At 65.3% G+C, this 25933-nt stretch carries 24 protein-coding genes; 14 read left to right on the top strand and 10 right to left on the bottom strand.

The features are described 5' to 3' along the window. Positions 1 to 2: 2 nt before the first annotated feature. Positions 3 to 1616, bottom strand: coding sequence for a DHA2 family efflux MFS transporter permease subunit (locus A3M7_RS0107965; protein WP_027543461.1), 1614 nt, complete (start codon positions 1614 to 1616; stop codon positions 3 to 5). Further along, positions 1564 to 2811, bottom strand: a complete 1248-nt coding sequence (locus A3M7_RS0107960; protein WP_049823251.1) for an HlyD family secretion protein — start codon at positions 2809 to 2811, stop codon at positions 1564 to 1566. Before A3M7_RS0107960 ends, A3M7_RS0107965 begins: the two co-directional genes overlap by 53 nt. A gap of 91 nt (positions 2812 to 2902) precedes the next feature. Here A3M7_RS0107960 and A3M7_RS0107955 point away from each other — a divergent pair, with 91 nt between their 5' ends. The 7 genes from A3M7_RS0107955 (at position 2903) to A3M7_RS0107925 (ending at position 10699) form a co-directional block, all read left to right on the top strand. Beyond that, complete coding sequence (locus A3M7_RS0107955) at positions 2903 to 3571, top strand: TetR/AcrR family transcriptional regulator (RefSeq protein ID WP_027543459.1); 669 nt, start codon at positions 2903 to 2905, stop codon at positions 3569 to 3571. A 51-nt stretch (positions 3572 to 3622) separates the two neighbouring features. Then, positions 3623 to 4084 carry a MarR family winged helix-turn-helix transcriptional regulator gene (locus A3M7_RS0107950; protein ID WP_027543458.1) on the top strand — a complete coding sequence of 154 codons (462 nt, stop codon included), beginning with the start codon at positions 3623 to 3625 and terminating at the stop codon, positions 4082 to 4084. Positions 4085 to 4096: 12 nt separating this feature from the next. Further along, positions 4097 to 4867 (top strand): enoyl-CoA hydratase, encoded by a 771-nt coding sequence (locus tag A3M7_RS0107945; RefSeq protein WP_027543457.1) that lies wholly within the window; start codon positions 4097 to 4099, stop codon positions 4865 to 4867. A gap of 105 nt (positions 4868 to 4972) precedes the next feature. Further along, a complete protein-coding gene (locus tag A3M7_RS0107940; RefSeq protein ID WP_027543456.1) occupies positions 4973 to 7054 on the top strand; it encodes a methyl-accepting chemotaxis protein in 2082 nt (693 codons plus the stop codon). A gap of 124 nt (positions 7055 to 7178) precedes the next feature. Next, the gene (locus A3M7_RS0107935) at positions 7179 to 8120 is read left to right on the top strand and encodes a dihydrodipicolinate synthase family protein (RefSeq protein ID WP_027543455.1); all 942 of its coding nucleotides are present in this window, start codon (positions 7179 to 7181) and stop codon (positions 8118 to 8120) included. Between the two features lie 501 nt (positions 8121 to 8621). Then, positions 8622 to 10022, top strand: coding sequence for a selenium-binding protein SBP56-related protein (locus A3M7_RS0107930; protein ID WP_027543454.1), 1401 nt, complete (start codon positions 8622 to 8624; stop codon positions 10020 to 10022). Between the two features lie 83 nt (positions 10023 to 10105). Next, positions 10106 to 10699: a hypothetical protein gene (locus A3M7_RS0107925; protein ID WP_084301820.1), complete on the top strand. Its 594-nt coding sequence runs from the start codon at positions 10106 to 10108 to the stop codon at positions 10697 to 10699. Between the two features lie 3 nt (positions 10700 to 10702). Here A3M7_RS0107925 and A3M7_RS0107920 read toward each other — a convergent pair whose 3' ends face one another. The 3 genes from A3M7_RS0107920 to A3M7_RS0107910 are packed head-to-tail and all read right to left on the bottom strand — an operon-like array spanning position 10703 to position 13263. Further along, complete coding sequence (locus A3M7_RS0107920; RefSeq protein ID WP_027543452.1) at positions 10703 to 11395, bottom strand: DUF1045 domain-containing protein; 693 nt, start codon at positions 11393 to 11395, stop codon at positions 10703 to 10705. Positions 11396 to 11413: 18 nt separating this feature from the next. Next, the gene (locus A3M7_RS0107915) at positions 11414 to 12607 is read right to left on the bottom strand and encodes an alpha-D-ribose 1-methylphosphonate 5-triphosphate diphosphatase (RefSeq protein WP_027543451.1); all 1194 of its coding nucleotides are present in this window, start codon (positions 12605 to 12607) and stop codon (positions 11414 to 11416) included. Continuing rightward, complete coding sequence (locus tag A3M7_RS0107910) at positions 12604 to 13263, bottom strand: DapH/DapD/GlmU-related protein (RefSeq protein WP_027543450.1); 660 nt, start codon at positions 13261 to 13263, stop codon at positions 12604 to 12606. The genes A3M7_RS0107915 and A3M7_RS0107910 overlap by 4 nt, the downstream gene beginning before the upstream one ends. A 173-nt stretch (positions 13264 to 13436) precedes the next feature. Between A3M7_RS0107910 and phnC the strand changes: the two genes are divergently transcribed. The 4 genes from phnC to phnE (A3M7_RS0107890) all read left to right on the top strand — a co-directional run bounded on the left by phnC (position 13437) and on the right by phnE (A3M7_RS0107890) (position 17051). Beyond that, positions 13437 to 14246, top strand: a complete 810-nt coding sequence (gene phnC, locus A3M7_RS0107905) for a phosphonate ABC transporter ATP-binding protein (RefSeq protein ID WP_027543449.1) — start codon at positions 13437 to 13439, stop codon at positions 14244 to 14246. A 64-nt stretch (positions 14247 to 14310) separates the two neighbouring features. Next, entirely contained in the window at positions 14311 to 15246 is a 936-nt protein-coding gene (gene phnD / locus A3M7_RS0107900; protein ID WP_027543448.1) for a phosphonate ABC transporter substrate-binding protein, read from the top strand. Between the two features lie 75 nt (positions 15247 to 15321). Then, entirely contained in the window at positions 15322 to 16206 is an 885-nt protein-coding gene (phnE, locus tag A3M7_RS0107895) for a phosphonate ABC transporter, permease protein PhnE (RefSeq protein ID WP_027543447.1), read from the top strand. Beyond that, positions 16203 to 17051 (top strand): phosphonate ABC transporter, permease protein PhnE, encoded by an 849-nt coding sequence (phnE, locus tag A3M7_RS0107890; protein ID WP_027543446.1) that lies wholly within the window; start codon positions 16203 to 16205, stop codon positions 17049 to 17051. The genes phnE (A3M7_RS0107895) and phnE (A3M7_RS0107890) overlap by 4 nt, the downstream gene beginning before the upstream one ends. Before the next feature lie 57 nt (positions 17052 to 17108). Here the strand turns inward: phnE (A3M7_RS0107890) and A3M7_RS0107885 are convergent, their stop codons facing one another. Further along, entirely contained in the window at positions 17109 to 18668 is a 1560-nt protein-coding gene (locus A3M7_RS0107885) for a winged helix-turn-helix domain-containing protein (RefSeq protein WP_027543445.1), read from the bottom strand. 389 nt (positions 18669 to 19057) lie between these two features. Between A3M7_RS0107885 and pcaB the strand changes: the two genes are divergently transcribed. Further along, entirely contained in the window at positions 19058 to 20419 is a 1362-nt protein-coding gene (gene pcaB / locus A3M7_RS0107880) for a 3-carboxy-cis,cis-muconate cycloisomerase (protein WP_027543444.1), read from the top strand. A gap of 113 nt (positions 20420 to 20532) precedes the next feature. Next, positions 20533 to 21789 carry an aminopeptidase gene (locus A3M7_RS0107875; RefSeq protein WP_027543443.1) on the top strand — a complete coding sequence of 419 codons (1257 nt, stop codon included), beginning with the start codon at positions 20533 to 20535 and terminating at the stop codon, positions 21787 to 21789. Positions 21790 to 21971: 182 nt separating this feature from the next. On the opposite strand, the gene A3M7_RS0107870 is transcribed toward A3M7_RS0107875, so the two are convergent. Further along, positions 21972 to 22526: a hypothetical protein gene (locus A3M7_RS0107870; protein WP_027543442.1), complete on the bottom strand. Its 555-nt coding sequence runs from the start codon at positions 22524 to 22526 to the stop codon at positions 21972 to 21974. A gap of 238 nt (positions 22527 to 22764) precedes the next feature. Between A3M7_RS0107870 and A3M7_RS0107865 the strand changes: the two genes are divergently transcribed. Continuing rightward, complete coding sequence (locus A3M7_RS0107865; protein WP_027543441.1) at positions 22765 to 23220, top strand: cupin domain-containing protein; 456 nt, start codon at positions 22765 to 22767, stop codon at positions 23218 to 23220. Between the two features lie 106 nt (positions 23221 to 23326). Here the strand turns inward: A3M7_RS0107865 and A3M7_RS0107860 are convergent, their stop codons facing one another. The 3 genes from A3M7_RS0107860 to A3M7_RS0107850 form a co-directional block, all read right to left on the bottom strand. Beyond that, a complete protein-coding gene (locus A3M7_RS0107860) occupies positions 23327 to 24379 on the bottom strand; it encodes an amidohydrolase (protein WP_027543440.1) in 1053 nt (350 codons plus the stop codon). Between the two features lie 112 nt (positions 24380 to 24491). Next, positions 24492 to 25013 (bottom strand): hypothetical protein, encoded by a 522-nt coding sequence (locus tag A3M7_RS0107855; protein WP_027543439.1) that lies wholly within the window; start codon positions 25011 to 25013, stop codon positions 24492 to 24494. Positions 25014 to 25078: 65 nt separating this feature from the next. After that, positions 25079 to 25894 (bottom strand): MBL fold metallo-hydrolase, encoded by an 816-nt coding sequence (locus tag A3M7_RS0107850; protein ID WP_027543438.1) that lies wholly within the window; start codon positions 25892 to 25894, stop codon positions 25079 to 25081. Between the last annotated feature and the right edge of the window lie 39 nt (positions 25895 to 25933).

The raw sequence follows: 25933 nt of genomic DNA, 5'->3' as shown, positions 1-25933 counted from the left end.
ACTCAATGCGCCGGCCCACCCGCGGCCTTCACGCGCCGGGTCAACACCACCGCGATCGCGGCGAGCACCAGCACGACGCCGATCACTGCAAAGGTGTCGGAATAGCCCATCACCAATGCCTGGCGCTTCACCGTCTTGCCGAGCGCGATGATGGCCTGTTCGCGCGCGGCATGGGGGTCGGGTACGCCGTGCGCGATGAAGTAGTCCGTCATCTGCGCGATGCGGGTGCGGACCTCCTCGCGGCCGAGCGTGACCGACTGGCCGATGATGTTGGAGTGGAATTGTTCGCGCTTGGTGATGATGGTGGCGAGCGTCGCCGTGCCGATCGCGCCGCCGAGATTGCGGAACATGTTGCTGATGCCGGAGGCTGCGGCTGCGTCCTGCGGCGCGATGCCGCCCGTCAGCACCGAGGTCAGCGGCGTCAGCACCATGGCCTGTCCCACGGCGCGCACGATGTTCGGGATCCAGAGCTGGTCGCCGGCATAGTCAGGTGACATCGCCGTGTTCATGAAGCAGCTATAGGCGAAGATCAGAAGGCCGGTGATCGCGATGTAGCGCGTGTCGAAGCGCTGCATCAGCTTCGGGATCAGCGGGATCAGCACGAGTTGCGGCAGGCCGGTCCAGGCCAGCACATTGCCGATCTGCTCGGCATTGTAGCCCTGCGCCTGGCCGAGATAGGCCGGCAGGATGTAGACCGAGCCGAACAGCGCGAAGCCGACCATGGTCATCGCGAGCGTGCCGAAGCCAAAATTGCGTTGAGCGAGCAGGCGCAGCCGGATCAGCGGCTTCTCGATCGTGAGCTCGATCGTGACGAACAACGTGAGGCTGACAGCCGCGATCACCGCGAGCTTGACGATGAAGGGCGAGGAGAACCAGTCGTCCTTGTTGCCTTCCTCCAGCACCGCCTGCAGCGCCGACAGCCCGATCGCCATGGTGACGATGCCGGCCCAGTCGCCTTCCTTCAGGAGGCCGAGCTGCATCTTCTGCTTCTCCAGCGTCAGATAGAGCGCCGCCACCATCACCGCGGTCGGGATCACGTTGACGAAGAAGATGGTGCGCCAGCCATAGGTCTCGGTGAGGTAGCCGCCGATGGTCGGACCGATCGCCGGGGCGAAGGTGACGGACAGCGCAAAGATCGCGAGCCCCACCGGCTGCCGCGGCTTCGGCAGCTTGGTCAGAACCAGCGTGAATGCCATCGGGATCAGCACGCCGCCGGCAAAGCCTTGCAGGCCGCGCATCGCGATCATCGACGGCAGGTCATTGGTGAAGGCGCAGGCGACCGAGAACGCGGCGAACAGCGACGCGCTCGCGAGCATGTAGCGGCGGAACGAGAACACGCGGCTCAAATAGTCGGTCAGCGGGATCACGATGATCTCGCCGATCAGATACGACGTCGAGATCCAGGAGCCGTTGTCCGCGCCGGTGCCGATGCCGCCCTCGATGTTGAGCAGCGAGGCGTTGGTGATCTGGATGTTCAGGATCGCCATGAACGAGCCGATCATGGCGGCGAGCACGGCGATCCAGGTCGCGGCGCTCGCGCGATTCGGATCGGCGACTATGCGTTCAGGCGTCGCGGCCGGTGTTGCTTGCGTCGAAATTGAGAGGCTGTTTGACATGGCACGACCCTCCGGAGACGAGCTTCGCTTTGGGCGCCGCGACCGCATTCGCGGTCGGCGCGGTCGAACGTGTTGCAATGGTCGGGATCACGGACATGCCGGGCCGGAGCGCAATCGCGGGGCCATGCGCGGCATCGAGCGCGATCTTGACCGGGATACGCTGCACCACCTTGGTGAAATTGCCGGTGGCGTTGTCGGGCGGCAGCAGCGCGAATTCCTGGCCGCTGGCCGGCGCGATGGAATCGACGTGGCCGTGCACGATCTGGCCGGGGAACATGTCCACCTCGATGTCGACGGCCTGTCCCGCTTGCACGTGGGTGAGCTGCGTCTCCTTGAAATTGGCGACGACATAGGCGCCATCCGTCGGCACGATCGACATCAGCTGCGTGCCGGCCTGCACGAACTGGCCGACGCGCAAGGAACGGTTGCCGATCACGCCGTCGATCGGCGAGACGATCGTGGTGTAGCCGAGATTGAGCTCGGCCTGCTGCTGGATCGCGGCTGCGCGCGCGGCGGCGGCCGTGGCTTGCACGATCTCGGCCTTGAGCAGATCGACCTGCTTCTGTGCGGAGATGAGGTTGGCGTTGTCGCGAGCGATCGCGGCGTCCGCGCCGGCGTCGCGTGCTTGCGCCTGCTGCGCATTCTGCACGCTGCCATAGCCGGTTGCGGCAAGGTTGGTGTAGCGCGTGTTCTCCTGGCTTGCGAATGTCTTCGCGGCCGTGTCGACATCGATGGTCGCCTTGGCGGCGGCGATCACCGCCTGCTGAACCTCGAGCTGCGCTTCCTTGCTCGTCACCGTGGCACTTGCGGCGGCGACATCGGCCCTGGCCTGGTCGAGCGCGACGCGGAAGTCGCGGTCGTCGATCCGGGCCAGCACCTGGCCGGCCTTCACATGCTCGTTATCGGCGACCAGAACGCGGTTGAGATAGCCGCTGACTTTCGGCGCGATGGTGGTGTTGTCGGCCTTCACATAGGCGTCATCGGTGGAGACGAGGTACTGGCCGACGGCCCAGTAGTCGTAGCCGTACCAACTCGCCCCGGCCAGCGCGACGATCGCGGCGCCCATCAGCAACGCTTTGCGAAGATTGAGCTTTTGACGGCGGATTTGGGTCGGTGCGGCAGGCAGGACGCCCTCCAAGGCGGTCGCTGGAAGGGCGGTCTGGGCAACAGCAGTCGGGGTGGTGTGGACGGTCATGGCCGGGTCCCCTGATTTAGGAAACTTGATAATTTCCAAAATGAGACTAGCTTCGGAATTGTCAATGGAATGACAGGCATCATGTAAAGGCATGGCTCGAGCAAAATCGTCAGACGCAAAATTTTCGGGGGAGTGCCGCCCGCGTGGACGGCCGCAACTGCGCAGCGACGAGGAGACGAAGGGAATCGTCCTCGACGTTGCGCGGCAGGCCTTTGCCGGTGACGGCTATGCGGCGACCAGCACCGAGGAACTGGCGCGCCGCGCCGGCATCTCGACCAAGACGCTCTATCGTCTGTTCCCCGGCAAGGCCGCGCTGTTCGAGGCGATGTGCGCCGACAGGCTCGAGCGGCTGCTGTCCGCGGTCGATCTCCAGGCCAGCGACGAGGTCGACATCGAAACGAGCCTGCGCTCCGCGCTGCTGGCCTGCGCGGACCTCGCGCTCGATCCCGAAGTCGTGGCGTTGCAGCGCATGGTGCTGCAGGAGTCGGCCGCATTCCCGGAACTCGCCGCCAACTTCTACAAGAACGGCATCGCCCGCACCGTCACGGCGCTGGCCGGCTGGCTGCGCGCCCAGGTGAAGAAGAAGCGCATCGCGCTCGATGACGTCGAGGAGGCCGCCGGCATGCTGATCGGCATGGTCGCATCGGCGCCGCAGCGTGCGGCGATCTATGGCGGGGTGGCGTTGCCGTCACGCAAGGACATCGAGCGTCGCGTCAAGACCTGTGCGACGCTGTTTCTGGACGGTTGTCGCGCTGCCTAGGCCCGGCAGCCGCCCTTTGACAATCCGGTCGGCTTCGGTTATTTATTTCGCATGCGAAATAATGACGCCGCAGCGAGGCATCATCGGCTGATCTACCTGCTCAACGTCGCACAACGCCGGCTGCAGCGCTGGATGGCCGCGCAGCCCGAGAACGAGGTGACGCCGGCGCAGGCGGGGCTGTTGTTCATCCTCGGCAGACAGGACGGCGTTCTGATGGGAGAGGCCGGCGCGGCGCTGGATATGGGGCCGGCCGGCATTTCCGGGCTCGTCGATCGCACCGCAGCCGCAAGGCTGATCGAGCGGCGGGCCGATCGCGAGGACGGACGCGCCTGGCGCGTGTGGCTGACGCCGAAGGGACGTACCGCGCTGGCCCAGGCGAAAACCTCGGCCGCGGAGATCAACGCGGCGCTGACAGAGGGATTCTCCAGCGCGGAGATCGACATCGTCGCGCGCTGGCTGACAAGCATTCAGGACAAGTTTCCAAGAGACCCTGCAAGAGATCCAGAGGAATAAGAGGAGAGCCCAATGACCGAGCATGTCCGGATCGAGAACAACGGTGGAATTCTGACGCTTACGCTGGCGCGCCCCGACAAGAAGAACGCGCTGACCGATGCGATGTACGGCAAGCTCGCCGATTCCATCGAATCTGCCGAGTCCGATCCGTCCGCCCGCGTGATCCTGATCCGCGGCGAGGGCGACATGTTCACCGCCGGCAACGACGTCGGCGAGTTCGCGGCCGTTGCGAGCGGAAGGTCGGAAGGAAGCCGTAACGTCATACGCTTCATCCAGTCGCTGGCGCGCTGCACGCGGCCGCTGGTTGCAGCCGTGCAGGGCCGCGCCGTCGGCGTCGGCACCACGATGCTGCTGCACTGCGACCTCGTCGTGCTCGCCGACAATGCGCAGCTCTCGACGCCCTTCGTCAGCCTCGCGCTGGTGCCGGAAGCCGCCTCCAGCCTGCTGATGCCGGCACGCATCGGCTATGCCCGCGCCTACGAGATGTTCGCGCTCGGCGAGACGGTGCCGGCGAAGGCTGCGCTGGAATGGGGGCTCGCCAACCGCGTTGTCCCGCTCGACAAGCTCGACGCGGAGGCCCTCGCGCTGGCGCAGCGTCTCGCCCGCCAGCCGGCCGGCGCGCTCACCGCCACCAAGAAGCTGATGCGCAACGGCGAGGCGCTGGTCGCGCAGATGCAGGCGGAAGGCGAGCACTTCGCGCAGCGCCTGCGCACCGCGGAGGCGCGCGAAGCGTTCACGGCGTTTGCCGAGCGCCGAGCGCCCGATTTCACGAAAGTCGCGTAAAAAGCGGGCCGCCCGAATGGGGTGCGGATCGACTAAAACCTTAACGAAACATTGGCAGGTTGCGATGCAAGGTGGCCACTCGTGAAGAGTAGGCCCCTTGACCCCATGGCAATGTTTAAGAAATCGGTAAGCTCGCTTCTTCTGACCTTGATGGCCCTGCTTGCGGCCGGCGCGCTGGCCAGCACGGCGATCCAGATGGTCGGGGCCTTTGGCCGCTACAGCGACAGTCTCGAAACCGCGCGCCTTGCCGCCGCCGACAAGACCATCTTCCACGGCGTGCTGTCGCTGCGCAACAATCGCGGCGACGCCCAGAGCGCGCTGCTCGGCGAGGACGAGCCGCGGGCCAAGTTGGCGGCCGCCGAGAAGGCCGAGCAGGCCGGCTATGAATCCATCGCTTCGGCGCTCTCCACGATCGAATTCGACCGGCGCGACGAACTCGCGAATACCCTGAAGCAGCGCTGGAACGAAGCCGCGCCGCAGTTCGAGTTGTTCTACGACGAAGCCAAGCGTCCGCGGGCCGAGCGCAAGATGGAGCGTACCAATGTCTGGTACGATGCCGTCACCAAGGTCATCGACACCGCGAACCTCGCCTCCACCGCGGTGTCAAACCGCGCCTGGATGAACGATCCCTATATCGCCCGCATGATTCAGGTCCGCCGCTTCGCCTGGCAGGTGCGCGACCGTTATGGGGTCCATTGTTCGTCGCTTCGCCCGAACGTCAACAGCAGCAAGCCGCTCGACGACGTTCAGAAGCGGTCGGTGGCGCAATGGGATGGCACGATCGCCTCTGGCTGGGCGGGGATGGCCGAGTTGCTGGCTGCGCCCGGGGTGACGGCCGAGCTGGTTACGGCAGCGTCGGACGCGAAGGCCAAGACCGATGGCGTCCTGAAGCAGATCGGAGAGCTCACCAGGAATTTTGACGGCAGCGGCAAGCCCGCGATGCCCGCCTCGGAATGGAATGCGCTGTGCCAGTCGCCGTTCGCGCCCATCGTCGCGGTCGCGAACAAAGCGCTGGACCAGTCGATCGCGCGCGCGGAGGCCGTTCAGGGCAAGGCCCTCACCAATCTCGTCGTGCAGTCGCTCGCCTTCCTTGTGGCGCTCGCGGTGACCTTGGCCGGCGTCTATGTGGTGCGTACTCGCCTCATGCGTCCGGTGCGCGCCATTCTGGATGCCATCGCCCGCATCGGCGCGCGTGACTACGCGACACCGGTTCCGCAATCCCGGTATCCCGACGAGTTCGGCACCATGGCGGCCGCGCTCGAAAGCCTGCGCGAGAGCGCCGCGACCGCCGAGCGTCTCGGTCAGGAACGTGAATCGCAGCAGGCGCTCCAGCTTGCCCGCTCCGGCTCCGTCGATGCCGCCTGCCGCAGCTTTGACGACACCGTGCAAGCCGTCATCCACAGCGTTGCCGCGTCGGCGCGGGAGCTTGACGCGACGGCGACCGATGTGCGTACGCTGGTCTCGGAATCCAGCAGCCAGACCGCGGCGGTCGCCTCCTCCGCCGAGCAGGCCACCAACAATCTCGAGACCATCGCGGCCGCGACCGAGGAGCTCTCCGCGTCCGTCGGCGAGATTTCGGCGCAGGTGCAGTCGAGTGCGCGCGAGGCCCGCGAGGCCGTGTCGCAGGCCGAGCGGACCAACGCCACGGTCGAGATCCTCGACCAGACCGCAAGCCGCATCGGCGAGGTCGTGAAGATGATCAACGCCATCGCCGGCCAGACCAATTTGCTGGCGCTGAATGCCACCATCGAGGCTGCGCGCGCGGGCGAGGCCGGCCGCGGCTTTGCCGTGGTCGCCGGCGAGGTCAAGAGTCTCGCCGCGCAGACCGCGACGGCCACCGAGGAGATTTCCCGCCAGGTCGAGGAGATCCAGGGCGCGACGGGGCAGGCCGTGACCGCCATCCGCTCCATCGGCGGCGCCATCAGCGGCATCGACGAGAAGATGACCGCGATCGCGGCCGCCGTCGAACAGCAGCGGGCGGCCACCACCGAGATCTCGCGCAACTTCCAGCAGGCGGCGCAAGGCACCCGCGAGGTCACCGACACCATCGGCAGCGTTGCCAAGCTCAATCAGGAAACCGGCAACGCCGGCACGGTGCTGTCGGACTCCGTGAAGAAGATGTCGGCAGACGCCGACCGTCTCCGCGTCGCGGTCGAAGGTTTCCTCGGCGCGGTGAAGACCGCATAACTTTCACATCTCTGTTCCAGGGGAACGCGGATCGGCATTGCCGCCGATCCGCGCCCCGGGTACATCTGTCGTGCCGCGCGAGTGCGGCGGTAGATGTGCGAGAATATCAGGGATGGAGAGTTCGATGCCGGTTACGCCACACCACAAGGCCCAGCGCCCCTATCGCGGGGTGTTCCCGGTCGCGCCCACCATCTTCGACGAGCGCGGCGAGCTCGACCTCGAGGGCCAGCGCCGCTGCATCGATTTCATGATCGACGCCGGCTCGCACGGCATCTGCATCCTCGCCAATTTCTCCGAGCAGTTCGTGCTCACCGATGCCGAACGGGAAACCGTGATGCACGCGGTGATGGAGCAGGTCGCCGGGCGGGTCCCCGTGATTGTCACCACGACCCATTTCAGCTCGGCCGTCTGTGCCGCGCGCAGCAAGCAGGCCGAAGCCGCCGGTGCCGCCATGGTGATGGTCATGCCGCCCTATCACGGCGCGACCTTCCGGGTTCCTGAGAAAGGTATCGTCGAGTTCTTCAGGGTGCTCTCGGGTGCGATCAACATTCCCATCATGATCCAGGACGCGCCGGTCGCCGGCACGCCGCTTTCGGTCGAGCTGCTCGCCCGGCTGGCGCGCGACTTCTCCAACATCCGCTATTTCAAGATCGAGGTGCCGGGCGCCGCTGCAAAGCTCCGCAGCCTGATCGAGGCGGGCGGCAAGGATATCGAAGGCCCGTGGGACGGCGAGGAGGCGATCACGCTGCTGGCCGATCTCGACGCCGGCGCCACCGGCGCCATGACCGGCGGCGGCTATCCCGACGGCATCCGTCAGATCATCGATCCCTATTTCGCTGGCAAGCGCGAGGAAGCGAAAGCCGCCTATGAGCGCTGGCTGCCGCTGATCAACTACGAGAACCGCCAGTGCGGCCTGATCGCCTGCAAGGCAATGATGCAGGCCGGCGGCGTGATCAAATCGGACGCCGTGCGCCATCCGCTCCAGCCGCTGCATCCCGCGACGCGCGCGGGGCTCTTGGAGCTGGCAAAGGAGCGCGATGCGCTGGCGCTGCGGTGGGGGAAGTAGCGCGGCCACTTGCTCCACCGTCGTCATTGCGAGGCGCGAAGCGACGAAGCAATCCAGAATGTGTCCGCGGTGACAGTCTGGATTGCTTCGCTCCGCTCGCAATGACGGAGTTTGCTTGAGCAATCTCCTTCCGCAACGTCGTCCCGGACAAGCGCGCCCCAAGCGCGCGCCGATCCGGGATCCATAACCACAGGATGCGGTTTGACGAAGACTCGAGGTTACCATCTCGCGCCACAACCGCTCCCCGGGGTTATGGGTCCTGGCTTCCGCCAGGACGACACTGAGGCCAGGGCCGCGGCCCTGGCCTGATCCCGCCGGCTTCCCTCTGCCCGAAGGCGTCGAATTAGCGCGGCTCTGGCCGTTTCCCGCGGCCCGGCGATGACGTATTGTATGCTCGCCAACCAAGCCCGCGGAGCATCTCAGGACATCGCATAACAGCTCTTCATTATGCCGCTATCCCGAGCCAGTTGGCGCGAACCGACAGAACAGGGAGGCAGTGCCATGACGATGAGGCCGGATCCCACCTTTCACGCATCGCCAAAGCTTGCGATGGAAGCACCTGCGGAGAACTTTGCCTATACGTTGCTGCTCAGTCCGGATTTCTCAAAGCCGGATGCTCTCGCGGTCATCGACGTCAAGCCGGGATCGCCGACCTATAGCCAAATCGTCCACACCGTGACGATGCCCAACAAGGGCGACGAGTTTCATCACTTCGGCTGGAACGCCTGCTCCTCCGCCTTGTCGCCGCTCGCCGGACACGCCTTCATCGAGCGGCGCTATCTCATCATCCCCGGGCTGCGCTCGTCGCGGATCTACATCATCGATACCAAGCCCGATCCGACCAAAGCCAAGATCCACAAGATCATCGAACCGGAGGAAGTCTTCAAGAAGACCGGCTACTCGCGGCCGCACACCATCCATTGCGGGCCGGACGGCATTTACGTGAGCACGCTGGGCGGCGGCGGCAAGGACGGCACCAACGGACCTCCAGGCGTTTTCATCATGGATTGCGAGACGTTCGAGGTGCTTGGACGATGGGAGATCGACCGTGGCCCGCAGACGCGGCACTATGATTTCTGGTGGAACTTGCCGCGCGACTACATGGTGACGAGCGAATGGGCGCTGCCGCCGCAGTTCGAGAACGGGATCGTTCCGGAAGATCTGCTGTCGAACAAATATGGCCATTGTCTCCACTTCTGGGATCTCCGCGCCCGCCGCAACGTGCAGACCATCGACCTCGGCGCCAATCATCAGATGGCGCTGGAGGTGCGGCCCGCGCACGATCCGGTTCGCGAATACGGCTTCGTTGGCGTTGTGGTTGACACCACCAATCTCGAAGCATCGATCTGGACCTGGTGGCGCGAAGGCGGAAAATTCCATGCCGAGAAGACGGCGACGATCCCGCCCGAACCCGCGCCAAAGGAGCAGCTCCCGCCGCTGCTGCAGGGATTTGGCGCCGTGCCGCCGCTGGTGACCGACATCGACCTGTCGATGGATGACCGGTTTCTCTACGTCTCGTGCTGGGGCACGGGTGAAATGCGCCAGTACGATGTGAGTGATCCGCGAAAGCCGAAGCTTGCGGGCTCCGTTCACATCGGCGGCATCGCGCGCCGTACCCCCCATCCGAACGGCAAGGCATTTGCGGCAGGTCCGCAGATGGTCGAGATCAGCCGCGACGGCAGGCGCGTGTACTGGACCAATTCGCTCTATTCCACCTGGGACGACCAGTTCTATCCCGATGGGGTTCCGGGCGTGGAGGTCATGGCCAATGTCGGTCGCAACGGCGGCCTCGAGCTCGACAAGGACTATTTCGTGAGCTTCCCCGACGGATATCGCGCGCACCAGATCAGGCTCGAGGGCGGCGATTGTTCGACGGACTCCTTTTGCTACCCGTCGGTCTAGATGGGGGGCACGCGAGCCCGGCGCTTGGCTGGCTCTGGCTCGCTCTTGTCGCGAGCGGTCTCTACCACGGGGTCAATCCGGGAATGGGATGGCCGCTCGCCGTTTCGGCCGGGCTCATGGACAAGAACCCACGCGCGCTCTTCCGCGCGTTGTGGGCCCTGTCGGCCGGGCATCTCCTGGCAACACTTCTCGTGCTGCTGCCATTCGCGTTCCTGCTCGTGCTGGCCGAGTGGCAACGTCCCATCCAGATCGGCGCGAGCCTTCTCGTCATCGGTTTCGGTGTCTATCGGTTGATCGTGCGACGCCATCCCCGCGCGCTGGCACGAATTGCGCCAACGCGATTGGCGCTCTGGTCATTTGCCGTGGCCATTGCTCACGGCGCCGCCTTGATGCTCGTGCCAATCTATCTCGGGCTCTGCCAGGCCTTCGGGCTCGATGCCGGCCATGCGGCGGCGGGCGCGCTGATGAAGGCGAGTCTCGGGATGGCGGTGCTGGTGTCCCTGGTGCACGTTGCCGCCATGGTCGGCGCCGGCGGATGCCTGGCGTGGCTGGTCTACCGCTATCTGGGATTGAGGTTCGTCTCGCGTAGCTGGTTCAATCTGGACGCAGTCTGGGCGACCAGTCTCGTTCTGGTTGGCGCGGTCGCGCTCGGCTTCAATCTTGCGAGCTGGCGCTGAGGTCTATCGCGGCAAAGCCCACTCGCCGATGATGCGGAAGCGCGCCTTGGTCTCGTCCTGCTTGAACAGGGCGAGGCGGTCGACCGCCAGCGTGTCGAGACGAAGCGACGCGAACCGCGTCCGCAACATCTCCAGGATCGGGCCGCGGCGCTCTGCATCCAGCCGGCCGGTCAGGGTCATGTGGAAGCGGAATTCCTCCATCACGTAGGGGTAACCCCAGCGGTCGAGATAGTCGCGCTGCCGCTCGGTGAGTTTGTCGGGCTTCCGCCGCGCGCGATCTTCCGCAGTGAGGGCCGCGCGGAAGGAATCGAACTCGCGCGCGCAATCGGCGGCGAGCTGCTGGAGCGCATCGACCGGCTCGGCCGGGATGACGGCGATGAAGCCACTGATGGTGTCGACGATCGGGCGGATCGCCGGGATCGGCCGTGCCTTTTCGGCGAATGTCGCGCAGGCTGCCATCAGCTCCGCCTCGGTGCTGCCGGGTGCGAGCGCCATCGGCGCCTTCAGCGTGGCATGAAAGCCGTATTTGCGGGGATCGGCGCTGATATCGCGCCAGTCCGGCGCGACGTGCAGCGCCTCGCGCGGGAACGGCACCTCGTTGCCGGTGTAGGCGTCATAGCCGAGCAGTGCGGCGCCGAAGCGGGTCAGCGCACTGTCGGCGCCGGCGGCAAAATAGATCGCGTAACGGGGAATCATTGCCCGAGCATAACCGGTTTATGCCGCGACAACAGCCTCGCGCGGCGCCGCCGCCGCGCTGAGCAGTCGTGTCGCATCGGTGAGATGCACGAGCTTTCCGCCCGATATCACCGCGACCAGCCGCGGCCGCAGCGGCACGGTGTCGTCGACCAGCAGGATGTCGGCGCGGCGTCCTACGGCGAGGGTGCCGCGGTCGGCAAGGCCGGTGGCGCGCGCCGGCCCGGCGGAGACCAGGCTCCAGGCCTCCGTCAGCGGCAACACGCCATCGGCGGCGAGGCGGAACGCGGCGAGCAGCTGCGCGGGATAGTAATAGTCCGACGCCAGCACCGAGCAGAGCCCCTTTGCGATCATGTCGGATGCCCTGGTCCAGCCGGTGTGGCTGCCGCCGCGCACGACGTTCGGTGCGCCGTAGACGATGGCATCGCCGTGGCTTGCCGCCGCCCGCGCCGTCTCTTCGTTGATCGGAAATTCGGCGATCATCGCGCCCAGCTCGCGAAACTCCTGGCGCATCGCGGGTGTCGCGTCGTCGTGCGAGAGCATCCGCACCTCGGCCGCGCGGGCCGTGGCAGCGAGCCGCGACACGGAGGCCGGCACCTCGGCGGCGCGCGCGACCACGCCTGCGACCAGTTTGTCGAAGTTCTCGCTCGACAGTCCGGTGCGCTCCATCATGCGGTTGCGCTTGCGCGGATTGGAGATGTCGGCAACGACCCCGTCCATGTGGTCGTTGAAGGCAAACAGGTCGACGCGGCCCTCGCTGAGCCACTGGCTGATCTCAGCCTCGGCATCGATATTGTAGGTCTCGTGCCGCAGATGGAAGCGGGTGTCGGCAGCAAATTGCGGACGCTGCCGCTCGATCGCCTCCATCAGGCCGCGCGCGTTGTCGGCGCTGCGCAGGCCCGGCTCCCACGAGCAGGTCGTGGCGTGAAACACGGTGGTGATGCCGTTGCTGATCGCCTGGCGGTCACTGTCGGCGAGCGCGACGTCGATCGGGAAGTCTACGCCGGCGCGCGGCATCATCTGCCGCTCGAAGGCATCGCCATGCAGATCGACGATTCCCGGCAGCACCAGCAGATTGCGCGCATCGATCGCGAGCCGAGCCCGGCCGCGGGCGGCATCGACCTGTGCGATGTCCGTTCCGGACACGCTGAGTGAAGCCTCGACCAACTCGGTGCCGATCAGGGCCCGGCCGCCCTCGAGGAAAATGTCTGTCACGCGACCGCGCTTCGTTTGTTGGCAGGGGAGTGTGCCCGTGCTTCATACGTGGAGAGAAAATCTTCAATCCCGAGCTTACGGAAATCGGGCAGCGCTTCACGCAATTTGTCGTGATCCCAGTCCCACCAGGCCAGCCTGGCGAGCCGTCCGGCGATCTCTTCCGAGAAGCGGCGCCGGACGATCCGCGCGGGATTGCCGGCGACGATGGTGTAGGCGGGCACGTCCTTGGTGACGATGGCGCCGGCCGCGATCACCGCGCCGGTGCCGATGTTGCGGCCCGGCAGCACGATCGCGCCATGACCGATCCAGACGTCATCGCCGATATGGACGTGATGCTGGCGCCGCCAGTCGAAGAAATCCGTGTCGTCGCTCTCGCCCTCGAAATAGGCGCTGGAACGATAGGTGAAGTGCGCCTGCGTCGCGCGATGCATCGGATGGTTGCCGGGATTGATGCGTGTCATCGCCGCGATCGAGCAGAATTTCCCGATGGTGGTGTAGGTGATCTGCGAATCGTTCACGACATAGGAGTAATCGCCCATGCTCACTTCATGCAGGATCGTGCGCGCCCCGACCTCGGTATAGGCACCGAGCCTGGTCTCGTGCAGCTTGGCCGAGGGATCGATGGTCGGTTGGACTGAAAGGGCTTTGCCGGCCATGTCGTATCCGAAGCGTGTGGGCGGGCGTTCCTCTTCGAGCGGCTCGATGACAATGTCATGACGCGGCGATGACAGGGGATGACGTGTGTTGGATCGCCGCACCGCAACGTGCATGTCACACAAGTGTCAAGCGTCGGCGTTAGCGGTGGGTCCCAGCTACTCTGGAGCCCTGCATGCTGGTGGTTGAAGGTCTGACGTGCCGCTTTGGCGCAAAAGCCGCGGTGGACGACGCTTCGTTTCAAATTTCCCCCGGCGGATTCGTCGGCGTGATCGGACGATCCGGCGCCGGCAAGTCGACCTTGCTCCGGACCATCAACCGCCTGGTGACGCCGACGCAGGGTCGCATCCTGTTCGACGGCATCGACGTCACCGCGCTGCGCGGCAAGGAGCTGCGGCAGTGGCGGGCGCGCTCGGCGATGATCTTCCAGCAGTTCAACCTCGTCGGCCGGCTCGATGTTCTCACCAACGTCCTGATGGGGCGCCTCGCGACGATGCCGGCCTGGCGCTCGCTGTCGCAGACCTGGCCGGAGCACGACAAGGCGCTGGCGATGTCGGCGCTCGAGCAGTTCGACATCGCCGCACTCGCCGCCCAGCGCGCCGACCAGCTCTCCGGCGGCCAGCAGCAGCGCGTCGCGATCGCCCGCGCGCTGGTGCAGCAGCCCGACATCATTCTCGCCGACGAGCCGATCGCTTCGCTCGACCCGCGCAACACCAAGATCGTGATGGATGCACTGCTGCGCATCAACAAGCATTTCGGCATCACCGTGCTCTGCAACCTGCATTCGCTCGACCTGGCGCGCAGCTATTGCGACCGCCTGATCGGCATGGCGCAGGGCCGTGTGGTGTTCGACGGCGCGCCGTCTGCGCTGACCGATCACGTCGCGCGCGAACTTTACGACCTCGAAGCCACCGACGTCATGGGCGGCACGCCGGTGCCGGCGCCCGAGGGCATTCCGGCGCTCGGAACGGCGGCCGCCGCCTGAGCCGCATGGCTTCTGTAGTTGCCAGTTTTTGCGTCAACCGACCCCAACCGATGAAGAGGGTATCATGATCACTCGCAGATTAATTCTCGCCGGCGCCGCAGCGCTCGCGTTCACGACTTCAGCCTTCGCCGACGACTGGAAAGCCAAATATCCCGAGCTGACCTTCGCGGTCATTCCGGCGGAAAACGCCTCGGGCGTTACCGAGCGCTGGGCGCCGTTCATGAGCTATCTCTCCAAGGAATTGGGCGTGAAGGTCACGCTGCGCATCGCCAACGACTATGCTGCCGTGATCGAAGGCCAGCGCGCCGGCAACATCCATATCGCCAGCTACGGCTCGGCCTCGTTCGCCCGCGCCCGCCTGACCGGCGTCAAGACCGACGCCTTTGCCAACGACATCAACGCCGACGGCTCGACCGGCTACTATTCGGTGTTCTTCGTCAAGGCGAACAGCCCCTACAAGAGCGTCGATCAGCTCAAGGGCAAGAACCTCGGCCTCGTCGACCCCAATTCGACGTCCGGCAACAATGTGCCGCGCTTCGAGCTCGACAAGATGGGCATCGCTGACGCCGACACCTATTTCAGCAAGGTCGTCTTCACCGGCAGCCACGAAAACGCGATCCTGGCGCTGGCGCAGGGCACGGTCGACGTTGCGGCCAACCAGTGGACCAGCGATGATGATTCGACGCTGGCGCAGATGCTGACCAAGGGCATGCTGAAGAATGCCGACGGCTCGCCGATGAAGAAGGACGATTTCCGCATCATCCACAAGTCGGCTCCGATCATCAACGGCCCCTACGCCTACAACTCCGACCTGCCGGAAGAGGCGAAGGCGGCGATCGCAAAGGCGTTCTTCGACGCGCCGGCCAAGGACAAGGCGGCCTTCGACCGCCTCCAGGACGGCCAGAAGAAGGGTTTTCATCCCGCCACCACCAAGGATTGGGATGGCACGATCGAGCTGATCAAGTTCGTCGATGCACTGCGTAAGAAGAAGGCGTCCTGAGTTTCGGGACGAGCTACTTGAGCCGGGTCGATGGACCCGGCTCTTTCTCTTTGATCGGCCACTTTTCCTGAACAGATGACCGTCGCGGTTTCGATCCTGCCTGAGCAGCAACTGGCTGCGCTGAACGCCGCTTATCATCAGGCGGTCGCGCGCAGGCGGCTCCGTCTCTTGCTCGGCGTTGTGGTGTTCGCTGCCGCGCTGCTTCTCGCCGCGATCGGCGCCGAAGTTAACCTGCGCACCCTCTTCACCTATTTCGGCAACTTCGTCAGCTATTTCGATCGCATCCTCACGCTCGACAACGGCCAGCGGGTCTGGACCGATGTCGGCGAGTGGCTGTGGGGCTGGCGCAAATGGCTGAAGATGCTGGGTGAGACGCTGCTGATCAGCTATGTCGGCACGCTGATCGGCGCGACCTTCGCCTTCGTCCTGAACTTCTTCGCGGCGGAAAACACCTCGCCCGCGCCCTGGCTGCGCTTCACGGTGCGGCGCCTGCTCGAATTTGCCCGCACCGTCCCGGGCATCGTCTTCGCGCTGATCTTCGTGATCGCCTTCGGGCTCGGGCCGATGGCCGGCGTGCTTGCGATCGCGATCCATTCCACCGGCGCGCTTGGAAAGCTGTTCTCCGAGATCGTCGAGAACGCCGACATGAAGCCGGTCGAGGGCATCCGCTCCACCGGCGCGAGCTGGCTCTCCTGCATGCGCTTTGCCGTCGTGCCGCAGGTGACCGCGGGCTACGCCAGCTACGCGCTGCTGCGCTTCGAGATCAATGTCCGCGAAGCCTCCGTGATGGGCTTTGTCGGCGCCGGCGGCATCGGCCAGGAGCTCGTCGTCGCCATCCGCAAATTCTATTATTCGGACGTCAGCGCCATCCTGCTTACCATCATCGTCACCGTCTTCGTCATCGACATCACCACCGGCTGGCTGCGCGGCCGCCTGTTCGGCAAGGAGGCGCGGACGTGACGCGGCGGCAAGAGGTCGACACCGCGCAGCTTCGCGCGCGCTATCCCGACGTGTTCGATCGGCCCGCTTCGGCGCGGCTCGCAATGCCGGCGATGATCGTCGCGGCGTTCGCGATCCTGATCTATGGCCTCGTCGATCTCGACTTCTCGCCGTCGCGCTTCCTCGCCGGCCTCAGCCAGCTCGGCTGGATCAGTCTGATGATGATCCCGCCCGATCCCGGCACCTCGCTGCCGATCTATCTGAAGGCGCTCGGCGAGACGCTGTCGATCGCCCTGCTCGGCACGACGCTCGCGGCTATGTTCGCGCTGCCGGTCAGCCTGCTCGCCGCCCGCAACGTCGTGCCGTCGAACATCCCGCGCTTTCCGATCCGCCGTTTCCTGGATTCGATCCGCGGCGTCGACACGCTGATCTGGGCGCTGGTGTGGATCAACGTGGTCGGGCTCGGCCCCTTCGCCGGCGTGCTCGCCATCGCGGTGTCGGATTTCGGCGCCTTCGGAAAACTGTTCTCGGAGGCGATCGAGGGCGCCGACCAGAAGCAGGTCGAAGGCATCCGCGCCTCCGGCGGCAGTGCGCTGCACGAGATCCGCTTCGGCCTGTTGCCGCAGGTCCTGCCCGTGATTGCCGGCCAGGTGCTCTATTTCATCGAGTCCAATACCCGCTCGGCCACCATCATCGGCATCGTCGGCGCCGGCGGCATCGGCCTCCAGCTCGCCGAGCAGATCCGCGTGCTGGAATGGCAGAGGGTATCGTTCCTGGTCCTGATGATCCTGGTCGCGGTCGCCGCGATCGATTTCATCTCGGGCAAGCTCCGTTTCGCCATCATCGGAAGGCGCGCGGTGGCTTAGGTTGTTCTCTCCCTTCGGGCCTTATGGGAGGAGGGGGCGACCATCTGCGCGAGACGTCTACTCCATCCCCGCGCGCCGCAACCCTTCGAGATAATGCTCGCGGTCCTGCTCCAGCAGCATCGGCAGCTCGCTTGTGATCCAGGCGAGCGAGATGCCGGGCTGGGCGCGGCGCAAGCCTTCCAGCGCGGACGCGGCAAGGGCCGGATCACCTAACATGCCGGCGGCCGCCGTCAGCACGCGATGTGCGCCGACGAAATCGGCGCGCTGCCGCATCGATTCGCGCGCCATCTGCAAGCTTGCCTCGTAATTGCGGCCGATGAACTGGGCATAGGCGGCGACCCCACAATAGATTGCCGCAAGCGGATCGCGCGGGCTCAGCCGCAGCGCGCGGCGCGCGGCGGCATCGCCGTCCTGCCATCGTCCCGCGTAGCACAGCGTGACGCCATAGAAGGCGTGCGCCATCGCGAAATTCGGATTGAGCCTCAGGGCCAGCTCGAACTCCGCCAGCGCGTCGTCGAAGCGGCGGCGGAACAGGTAGGTATAGGCGAGGCCGTGATGAGCCCAGGCGTCCTCGCGATCGGCCTCCACCGCCGCAAGCGCCGCACGTTCGGCGACCGGTACGGTCGCGGCCATGTCGGCCCAGCCCATATGCGCGCCGAAGATATGGCTTGTCGCGAGCAGGCCCAGCGCCTTGCCATAAGCGGGATCGATCGCGACGGCCTTCTCGAGCAGCCCTTGCGCGGCCGCATTGTCCTCGCGGGTGATGCGCCAGTGGTGCGATAATGCGCGCATCACGAGGTCCCAGGCATCCAGGCTGCCCGGCGGCTTCTGCCCGGCGCGAAAGCTCTCGGCCGTATAGAGCTGCGGCTCGATCGCGGCGACGATCGCCTCGGTGATGTCGTCCTGCACGGCGAAGATGTCGGCAAGCTCGCGATCGTAGCGTTCGGCCCAGAGGTGGCTGCCGGTCGAGACGTCGTTGAGCTGGGCCGAGATGCGCACGCGCTCGCCGCTCCGCCGCACGCTGCCTTCGACCACGTAGCGCACGCCGAGCTCGCGCGCGACCTCGTGGATGTGCACGGCGCGGCCCTTGTAGACGAAGGAGGAATTGCGCGCGACGACGAAGAACCAGCGCAGCTTCGACAGCGCGGTGATGATGTCCTCGCTGATGCCGTCGGAGAAATAGTCCTGCTCGCGGTCACCACTCATGTTGGTGAAGGGCAGCACGGCGATGGCGGGCCGCTCGGGCAGCGCGAGTGCTGCCTGCGGCGCCTGTATCCACCGGCCGGGCTCCGGCGTGGTCGCTGCGAGCTTGGTCTCGACATCGCCGACGAAGCGAAATCCCTTGCGCGCGATGGTGCGGATCAGCGCCTGGCTCGCGCCGCTGTCGCCGACCGCCCTGCGTGCCGCATTGATCCGGCTGGTCAGGGTGGATTCGGAGACGCTGCGCCCGTGCCAGATCTTGTCGATCAGCTCGTCCTTGCTGACCACCCGGTCGCGGTTTTCCATGAGATGGACGACGAGGTCGAAAACCTGCGGTTCCACGGAAATTGGAACCTGCTCGCGGCTCAGCTCGCGCCGGTCAGTGTCGAGAAGGTGATCCCGGAACAGAAACTGCACGTCGAAAACTCAGACCTCACAACATCGGGCAATGATGAAATCAAATGCATTTCGACTCGAAGTCTGTGAGTCCGCCGAGCGGTCAACCCGGTTCACCACAATCGCGTGATGGCAGCCATGCGGTTTTCGGATGGGAATACAGCCTGAAAGAGAATGTGGCGCCTCTGGTCAGATTGTCGCGGGCTGGACCCCTGCTTCTCCATCGGCGCAATTGACCTCCGTCATCCTCGCGCAACCGCTTCGCGGCTGCGCGGGGATGACGGAGCACGCGCGGCGGCGCGATCACCGTAACGGCATTGAGCATGTGACGAACTGCGAATGTCCATTGCCGAACACGGCGACGTGCGTAAGCTACCCGCATACAGAACGACAGCCACGAAGAAACGCCGATGCCCGCTTTTCACGCCTCGACCACCGTGCTCGACTCCATGCTGTTCCGTGACGCCTTCGGCACGCCTGAGATGCGCGAGGTGTTTTCCGATGTCGCGCTGGTTGCGCGCTATGCCGAGGTCGAGGTGGCGCTGGCGAAGGCGGAGGCCAAATGCGGCGTGATCCCGCAGGACGCCGCCGACCAGATCGCGGCGCGGACCGACGTCGCCGCGCTCGATTTCGACCTGTTGCGGCAGGAGACCGACGTCGTCGGCTATCCGATCCTCCCCTTGGTGCACCAGATGGTGAAGCAATGCGGCGATGCCGGCCGCTACGTGCATTGGGGCGCGACCACGCAGGACATCATGGACACCGCCGTGGTGCTGCAATTACGTGCTGCCCTCGAGATCGTCGAGCGCGACATCGCGGAGCTGCGAAAGATCCTCGCCGGTCTCTCGAAGCGCCATCGCGACACGCCGATGGCGGGGCGCACTCACCTCCAGCAGGCGCTGCCGGTGACCTTCGGCTACAAGACCGCGATCTGGCTCGCGATGTTCGACCGTCACGCCGAGCGTCTGGCGCAATTGAAGCCGCGCGTGCTGGTCGGCCAGTTCGCCGGCGCCGCCGGCACGCTGGCCTCGCTCGGCGACAAGGGCTTTGAGGTGCAGGAGGCGCTCTGCACCGAGCTGAAGCTCGGCGTTCCCGCCTCGACCTGGCACGTCGCGCGCGACGGCTTTGCCGAGGCCGTCAACTTCCTCGCGCTCGTCACCGGCTCGCTCGGCAAGATCGCGCTCGACATCATGATCATGGCCTCGACCGAGTTCGCCGAGGTCTACGAGCCCTTCGTCAAGGGCCGCGGCGCCTCCTCGACCATGCCGCAGAAGCGCAACCCGATCTCCTCGGAACTGATGCTGGCGGCGTCCAAGGCGGTACGCCAGCATGCGGGCCTGATGCTGGATGCGATGGTGCAGGATTTCGAGCGCGCCACCGGCCCCTGGCACGCCGAATGGATGGCGATCCCCGAAGGTTTCGTGCTGACCGCCGGGGCGCTGCACCAGGCGAAGTTCGCGCTCGCGGGTCTCATCGTCGACGAGGCGAAGATGAACGACAATCTCGCCATCAGCCGGGGCCTGATTGTGGCCGAAGCGGTCATGATGGGGCTCGCGCCGCAGATCGGGCGGCAGGAGGCGCATGACGTGGTCTATGACGCCTGCCGGCTCGCCAACGAGAAAGGTTTGACGCTGGCGGACGCGCTCTCGTCCGACTCGCGCGTCTCTGCCAGGATCGACCGCGCCACGATCGATGCGCTCACTTCACCGAAAAATTACCTCGGCCTTGCTCCCGCCATGGTCGACCGGGTGCTGAAATCGGCAACGCGTTGAAAACCAAGATGCGTGAAACTGCGTATCTTTCGTCGCCGCCAATACGCTCGTATACTTGTGTCTAGCGATGCTAGACTTAGATTGAGCGAGAGACTTTCGGCAGAGGACCCGGCATGACCGATCAACGCATCACCTCCACTCCCATCGATCCTGCGAAACTCGACCGGCTGGCCGAGGTGGCGGTGAAGGTGGGCCTGGGCTTGCGGCCGGGACAGGATCTGCTCCTGACGGCGCCCGCGATTGCGCTGCCGCTGGTGCGGCGGATCGCCGTGCATGCCTACAAGGCCGGCGCCGGTATCGTGACGCCCATCCTGTCGGACGAGGAGATGACGCTGGCGCGTTACCGCCACGGTCACGATAACAGTTTCGATCGCGCCGCCGGCTGGCTCTATGAAGGCATGGCCAAGGCATTCTCAGACAACACCGCGCGGCTCGCCATCGTCGGCGACAATCCGATGCTGCTGTCGGGCGAAGATCCGTCCAGGGTGGCGCGCGCCAGCAAGGCCAACTCGATGGCCTATCAGCCGGCACTGGAAAAGATCGTCAATTTCGACACCAACTGGAACATCATCGCCTATCCGAGCCCGTCCTGGGCCAGGCAGGTGTTCCCTGGCGATCCCGAGGACGTCGCGATCGGCAAGCTCGCGGATGCGATCTTTGCTGCCTCCCGCGTCGATCGCGAGGACGCGATGGCCAATTGGGCGAGCCACAATGCGGTGCTGCGCGAGCGCACCAACTGGCTCAACGGGCAGCGTTTCCGCGCCCTACAATACTCAGGCCCGGGCACCGACCTCACCATCGGGCTTGCCGATGGACATGAATGGGAAGGCGGCGCCTCCCTGTCCAAGAACGGCATCAGCTGCAACGCCAACATCCCGACCGAAGAGGTCTTCACCACGCCGCATTGCCGCCGCGTCTATGGTCATGTCGTGAGCTCGAAGCCGCTATCCTACCAGGGCACGCTGATCGACAACATCGCCGTGCGGTTCGAGGACGGCCGCATCGTCGACGCAAAAGCCTCGCGTGGCGCGGAAGTGCTGAACAAGGTGCTCGACACCGACGAGGGCGCGCGCCGTCTCGGCGAAGTGGCGCTGGTGCCGCATTCCTCGCCAATCTCGCAGAGCGGGCTGTTGTTCTACAACACGCTGTTCGACGAGAACGCGGCCTCGCACATCGCGCTCGGCCAGTGCTACTCGAAATGCTTCGTCAACGGCGCCCAGCTCACACCGCAGCAGATCGCCGCGCAAGGCGGCAACCAGAGCCTGATTCATATCGACTGGATGATCGGCTCGGCCGAGACCGACATCGACGGCATTCTCGCCGACGGCAGCAAGGTGCCGGTGTTCCGCAAGGGCGAGTGGGCGAAGTAAGGCGTCTTGCGGTCCATCCTTCGAGACGCCCGCCGCCGGCGGGCTCCTCAGGATGAGGTCTCGTTTCGCGGCGAGGTTCTAGACCCTCATGGTGAGGAGCGCCGCCTTACGGCGCGCTAGCGGACGATGCTTCGCATCGCCGCGAGAACCATGAAGGCCGGGCACGTACCCTCAAAGCCTTTTCACGCCGCCGCGTTGCGCAGCATCGGGTTGTTGTCGATGCTGAAGCGGTTGAACAGCGTCGTGAACGGGCTGCCGTCGGTGGCCCGCACGATGGCATCGGAAGCAGCCACCGCCTCGTAGAGCGCACCGACCGGATCGTCCGGCTCGGACAGAACGAGGGCCTTGCGGATTTGCTCGCGGGCCTTGTTGACCTCGTCCTCGTCGTCGAGGGTCGCCTCCAGCGCGTCCGCCGCGCGCCGCATCTCCGCGAGGTCGCCGCCCGCGGAGAATTTGAGGATGTCGAGCCAGTAGGGGCGGGCGACGACCAGCCGGATGAAGGCCTCGAACGTAGCAGCGATAATTCCTGCGCGGCCCTCCGATGACGCGTAGAGCACATTCTGCGACGGCAGCAGCACGAACGCGCCGCCGGAGCCGTCACTGCCGATCTGGCGGGGGCTTTCGATACCGTCGATGGTAAACCAGGGCTCCTCGTCCGGCGTGAAGGAGATATCAAGGTCCCCGAGCCGGGCCACGACCTGGCTGTTGGCTGTCAGAACCTCGGGCGTGAGGGGCATCGGCACGGTTCCTTTCAGTCACTTCGCGCATTTTGTCGCACCCCGGAAAAGATGGGTTCATGTGCACGAATTTGCAGGGGAATCGCGGCGTTAGCGGCGTCGCACATGCAACTTGCGGCTGATTGTCGAGGCCTGCGTAAGAAAGAATTAAAAGCCGATCACTAGCGTTGCGAACATCATTGGAAACAATCCGGGCCCCGACTTGGGGCCAAACCTATTTCATTCCCTGAGGAAACAGATGACGCGCGCAATGATTGAAATCGGCAGTTGCAATGTGGATCTCGAGCTGCGGCCGATCGAGCCGTCCTGGATCATCGAGGGCAATCCGGTGTCGCGCTCGCACATCCTGTCCACCAGCGCAGACGGTACCGCCTCGACCATCATTTGGTCCTGCACCGAAGGGCGCTTCAACTGGTACTACGACATCGACGAGACGATCATGATCATGGAAGGATCGATCGTGCTCGAAAGCGACGGCATGCCGCCGAAGCGCTACGGCCCCGGCGACGTCATCTTCTTCCGCGACGGCGCGCATGCCAAATGGCATGTCGAAGGCCACGTCAAGAAGATCGCGTTCTGCCGCAAGACCAGTCCCGTGATGATCGGTTTCCTGATCCGCGTGGTCAACAAGCTCAAGAAGATGTTCGCCTCCAGCGGCGAGCGCCGTCCCGCCTCGCTGATGGGTGCCGGCTAGCGCCTGCCCGGACAACAACGTTTCAAGGACGCTTCCCAGCGGCCACGACGAAGAGGGGGCGGGATCAACATCCCGGCCCCTCTTCTCGTCATGACGGCAAATCTTGTCATGACGGCAAGTCGAGCCGGTAGACATCGGTCGCGCTCTGCGAGAACAGCGCCGTCTTCTCGGCCTCGCTCAGCGGCGACGCGATGCGCTTGAAGGCGTTGAAGATCACCTGGTAGCTGCACTGGCCCTTGTCCGGCGGGAAATTGCTCTCGAACATCGCGCGTCTTGCGCCGAACGCCTCGATGCAGGTCTCGATATAGGGCCGCCAGGCCGCGGCAAGCTCCTGGGATGACGGCGGCCTCTCGCGCAGATGGAAATCGTAGCCCAGCAGGCACATCGCGAGGCCGCCGAGCTTCACCACCACGTTCTCGCATTTGGCGATCTCGCGGATCGAGGCGCGCCATTGCGCAAACACCTCCTCGCGCCGCCCGGCAAAGCGGCCGACGCCGGCCGGGCCGCCGCAATGGTCGAGCACGATCCTGGTGTCGGGGAAGGCGCGCGCGAGCTCGGTCAGCTCGCCGATCTGCGGATGGAACAGCCAGGCATCGAAGCTGAGGTTCAGCGGCGCCAGGCAGGCAAAGCCCTTGCGGAAGGTCGGATCCTGCAGCAGTCCCTTCGGCCGGTTCGCATACATGCCGGCGACGACAGGATCCTGGTCCCAGGCGGAGGAATGCCGGATGCCGCGGAAACGGCCGTTGCCCGCCGCGATCTCGGCTTCCAGCACCGGCCTGGCGGCGTCGCCCAGCAGCAGGTTCGCATGGCTGACGATGCCGGCGCAGATCGCGGCCGTGCCGTAAGCACCGCTTGCGCTCATCGCGGCGACGCCGTTGGCGAACTCGACTTCGCCGACGGGCCGGAACGCCTCGGGCCCGTGCGCGCGATACATCGAGCGGCAGTCGACATAGATGGTGGCGATGATGTTGTGGCCGGAGGCGATGTCGGCCGCCATCTCCTCGATCAGGTAGCGGTGCCCGCGATTCCAGAGGTGGTGATGGGGATCGACGATCGGCCGCGAGGGATCGATGATCTCCTCCTGATGCAGCGCGAGCCAGTCCTCGCGCGGCTCGACGAATAGCCCGCTCGTGTTGGCGGGTAGACCACTTGCAGCCATCGGCGTTCGCTCCCGTTTTGTTTTTATGCCGGGAGCCTAGCATCTCGTCCTTGCGTCCAGCAGCGCGCGCCGCGCAACCTCGCCCTTCACCGCGAGCACAACGGCGCGGTCGTCAGCCCTTGCGCCGCTTCGCCCTCACATCGACCACCAGCCGCCAGTCAGACGCCGCAGTCGGCTTGACCTCGCCGAGCCAGTGGAAGGAATCCCCGGCGATCTTCGTAAAACTCCAGCGCGTCAGGTCGCCGGACTCGGTCGTGCCTTCCTGCACGATGTCATCGCCACGCGGGCGGCCGATCTGCTGGCGGAACACGCTGCGGCCGGGATCGAACCAGGAGATCCGCCACGCGGATATCGAGGGGTCATAGACCCGCAGCGTCGTGCCGTACCAGTTGCCGGCGATCGGAAAGGCCGGGCTGCCGGTGCGACGGGGAATGATCCAGACGTCCTGGACGGCCCGTCCTTCGAGCACCCAGCCGAAATGGATTTCGCCGGGGGCGACGTGTTTCGTTCCATCGGGGCCGCGGGCGGTAATCTCGGCATCCCAGTCCCCGACGAAGCGGCCGTAAAGCTGGAGCGCTGCGGCGTGCTCGGGGTTTGGTCCATCCGCGTGCAACAATCGCGCAAAGTCGGTCATGTCGATCTCCTGTTACGGGGAGATCAGCACCAATGGGCGACAGCCGGCTTGGAGAAAATTGCGCCTCAGACGCCGTCGAGGATGATCACCGTCGGCTTCGACGGCAGCGCATCGCGCGACATCCGGAAGGAGCGCTCGAGGCGCCGGTCGATCTCGAACTGCTGGCCAATCCGGCGCATGAAATCGTCGAGCGGGGTCGCGAAACGGTGCATCGGCAGCACCACGGAGGAGCGCAGCCGTTTGGTGATCTCGGAGATGCCGTCCAGCGACATGGTGTAGGTGCCGTCGATCGGCACCATCACGATGTCGAGCCGCCCGATCTGGGCGAAATGGCTGTCGTCGAGCTTGTGGTGGAGGTGACCGAGATGGCCGATGCAGAGGCCGGCGACCTCGAAGATGAAGATCGAATTGCCGTCGCGGATCATGTCGGTGCCGGCATCGTCGCCGAAATAGCGGCGGATGTCGGTGGTGACGTTGCGGATGAAGGCGTCGCCGATGCGCTCAGAGACGATGGCCGGCTTGCCGTCCTCGCTCCAGCCATGCAGCACATGGGGAATGCGCTTGTCGGGGAAGAGCGTGTAATGGGTGCTGTGGGCCCGGTTCATGGTGGCCACATCGGGCAGCCGGCCGACCTGATAGGCGCCGCTATAGTCGGTCGCGATGCGCAAGCCGCCGGGCGTGTCGATGGTGTAGGTGGAATGGCCGGCATAGGTGATCTCGACCTCCGCGGCGGCGGTCGCCTGCCGGAAGGCGACCGGCATGACCCGCGGCGCGGTGTTGGCCATCGCCAGGCACTCGCTACGCTGGGGCTGCTGCTGGGCGAGGGCAGGCGAGAGGAACGCGCCGAACAGCGCCAGAGCCGCCGAAACAAGTCGCCACATATCCGTCCCCGATGACTTCAGGGGAAAGTCTAGCGTGCA

Origin of the sequence: Bradyrhizobium sp. WSM2254 (assembly GCF_000472645.1) — a bacterium.
GTDB classification, from domain to species: Bacteria; Pseudomonadota; Alphaproteobacteria; order Rhizobiales; family Xanthobacteraceae; genus Bradyrhizobium; species Bradyrhizobium niftali.
This window is presented reverse-complemented; position numbering and strand designations above follow the sequence as displayed.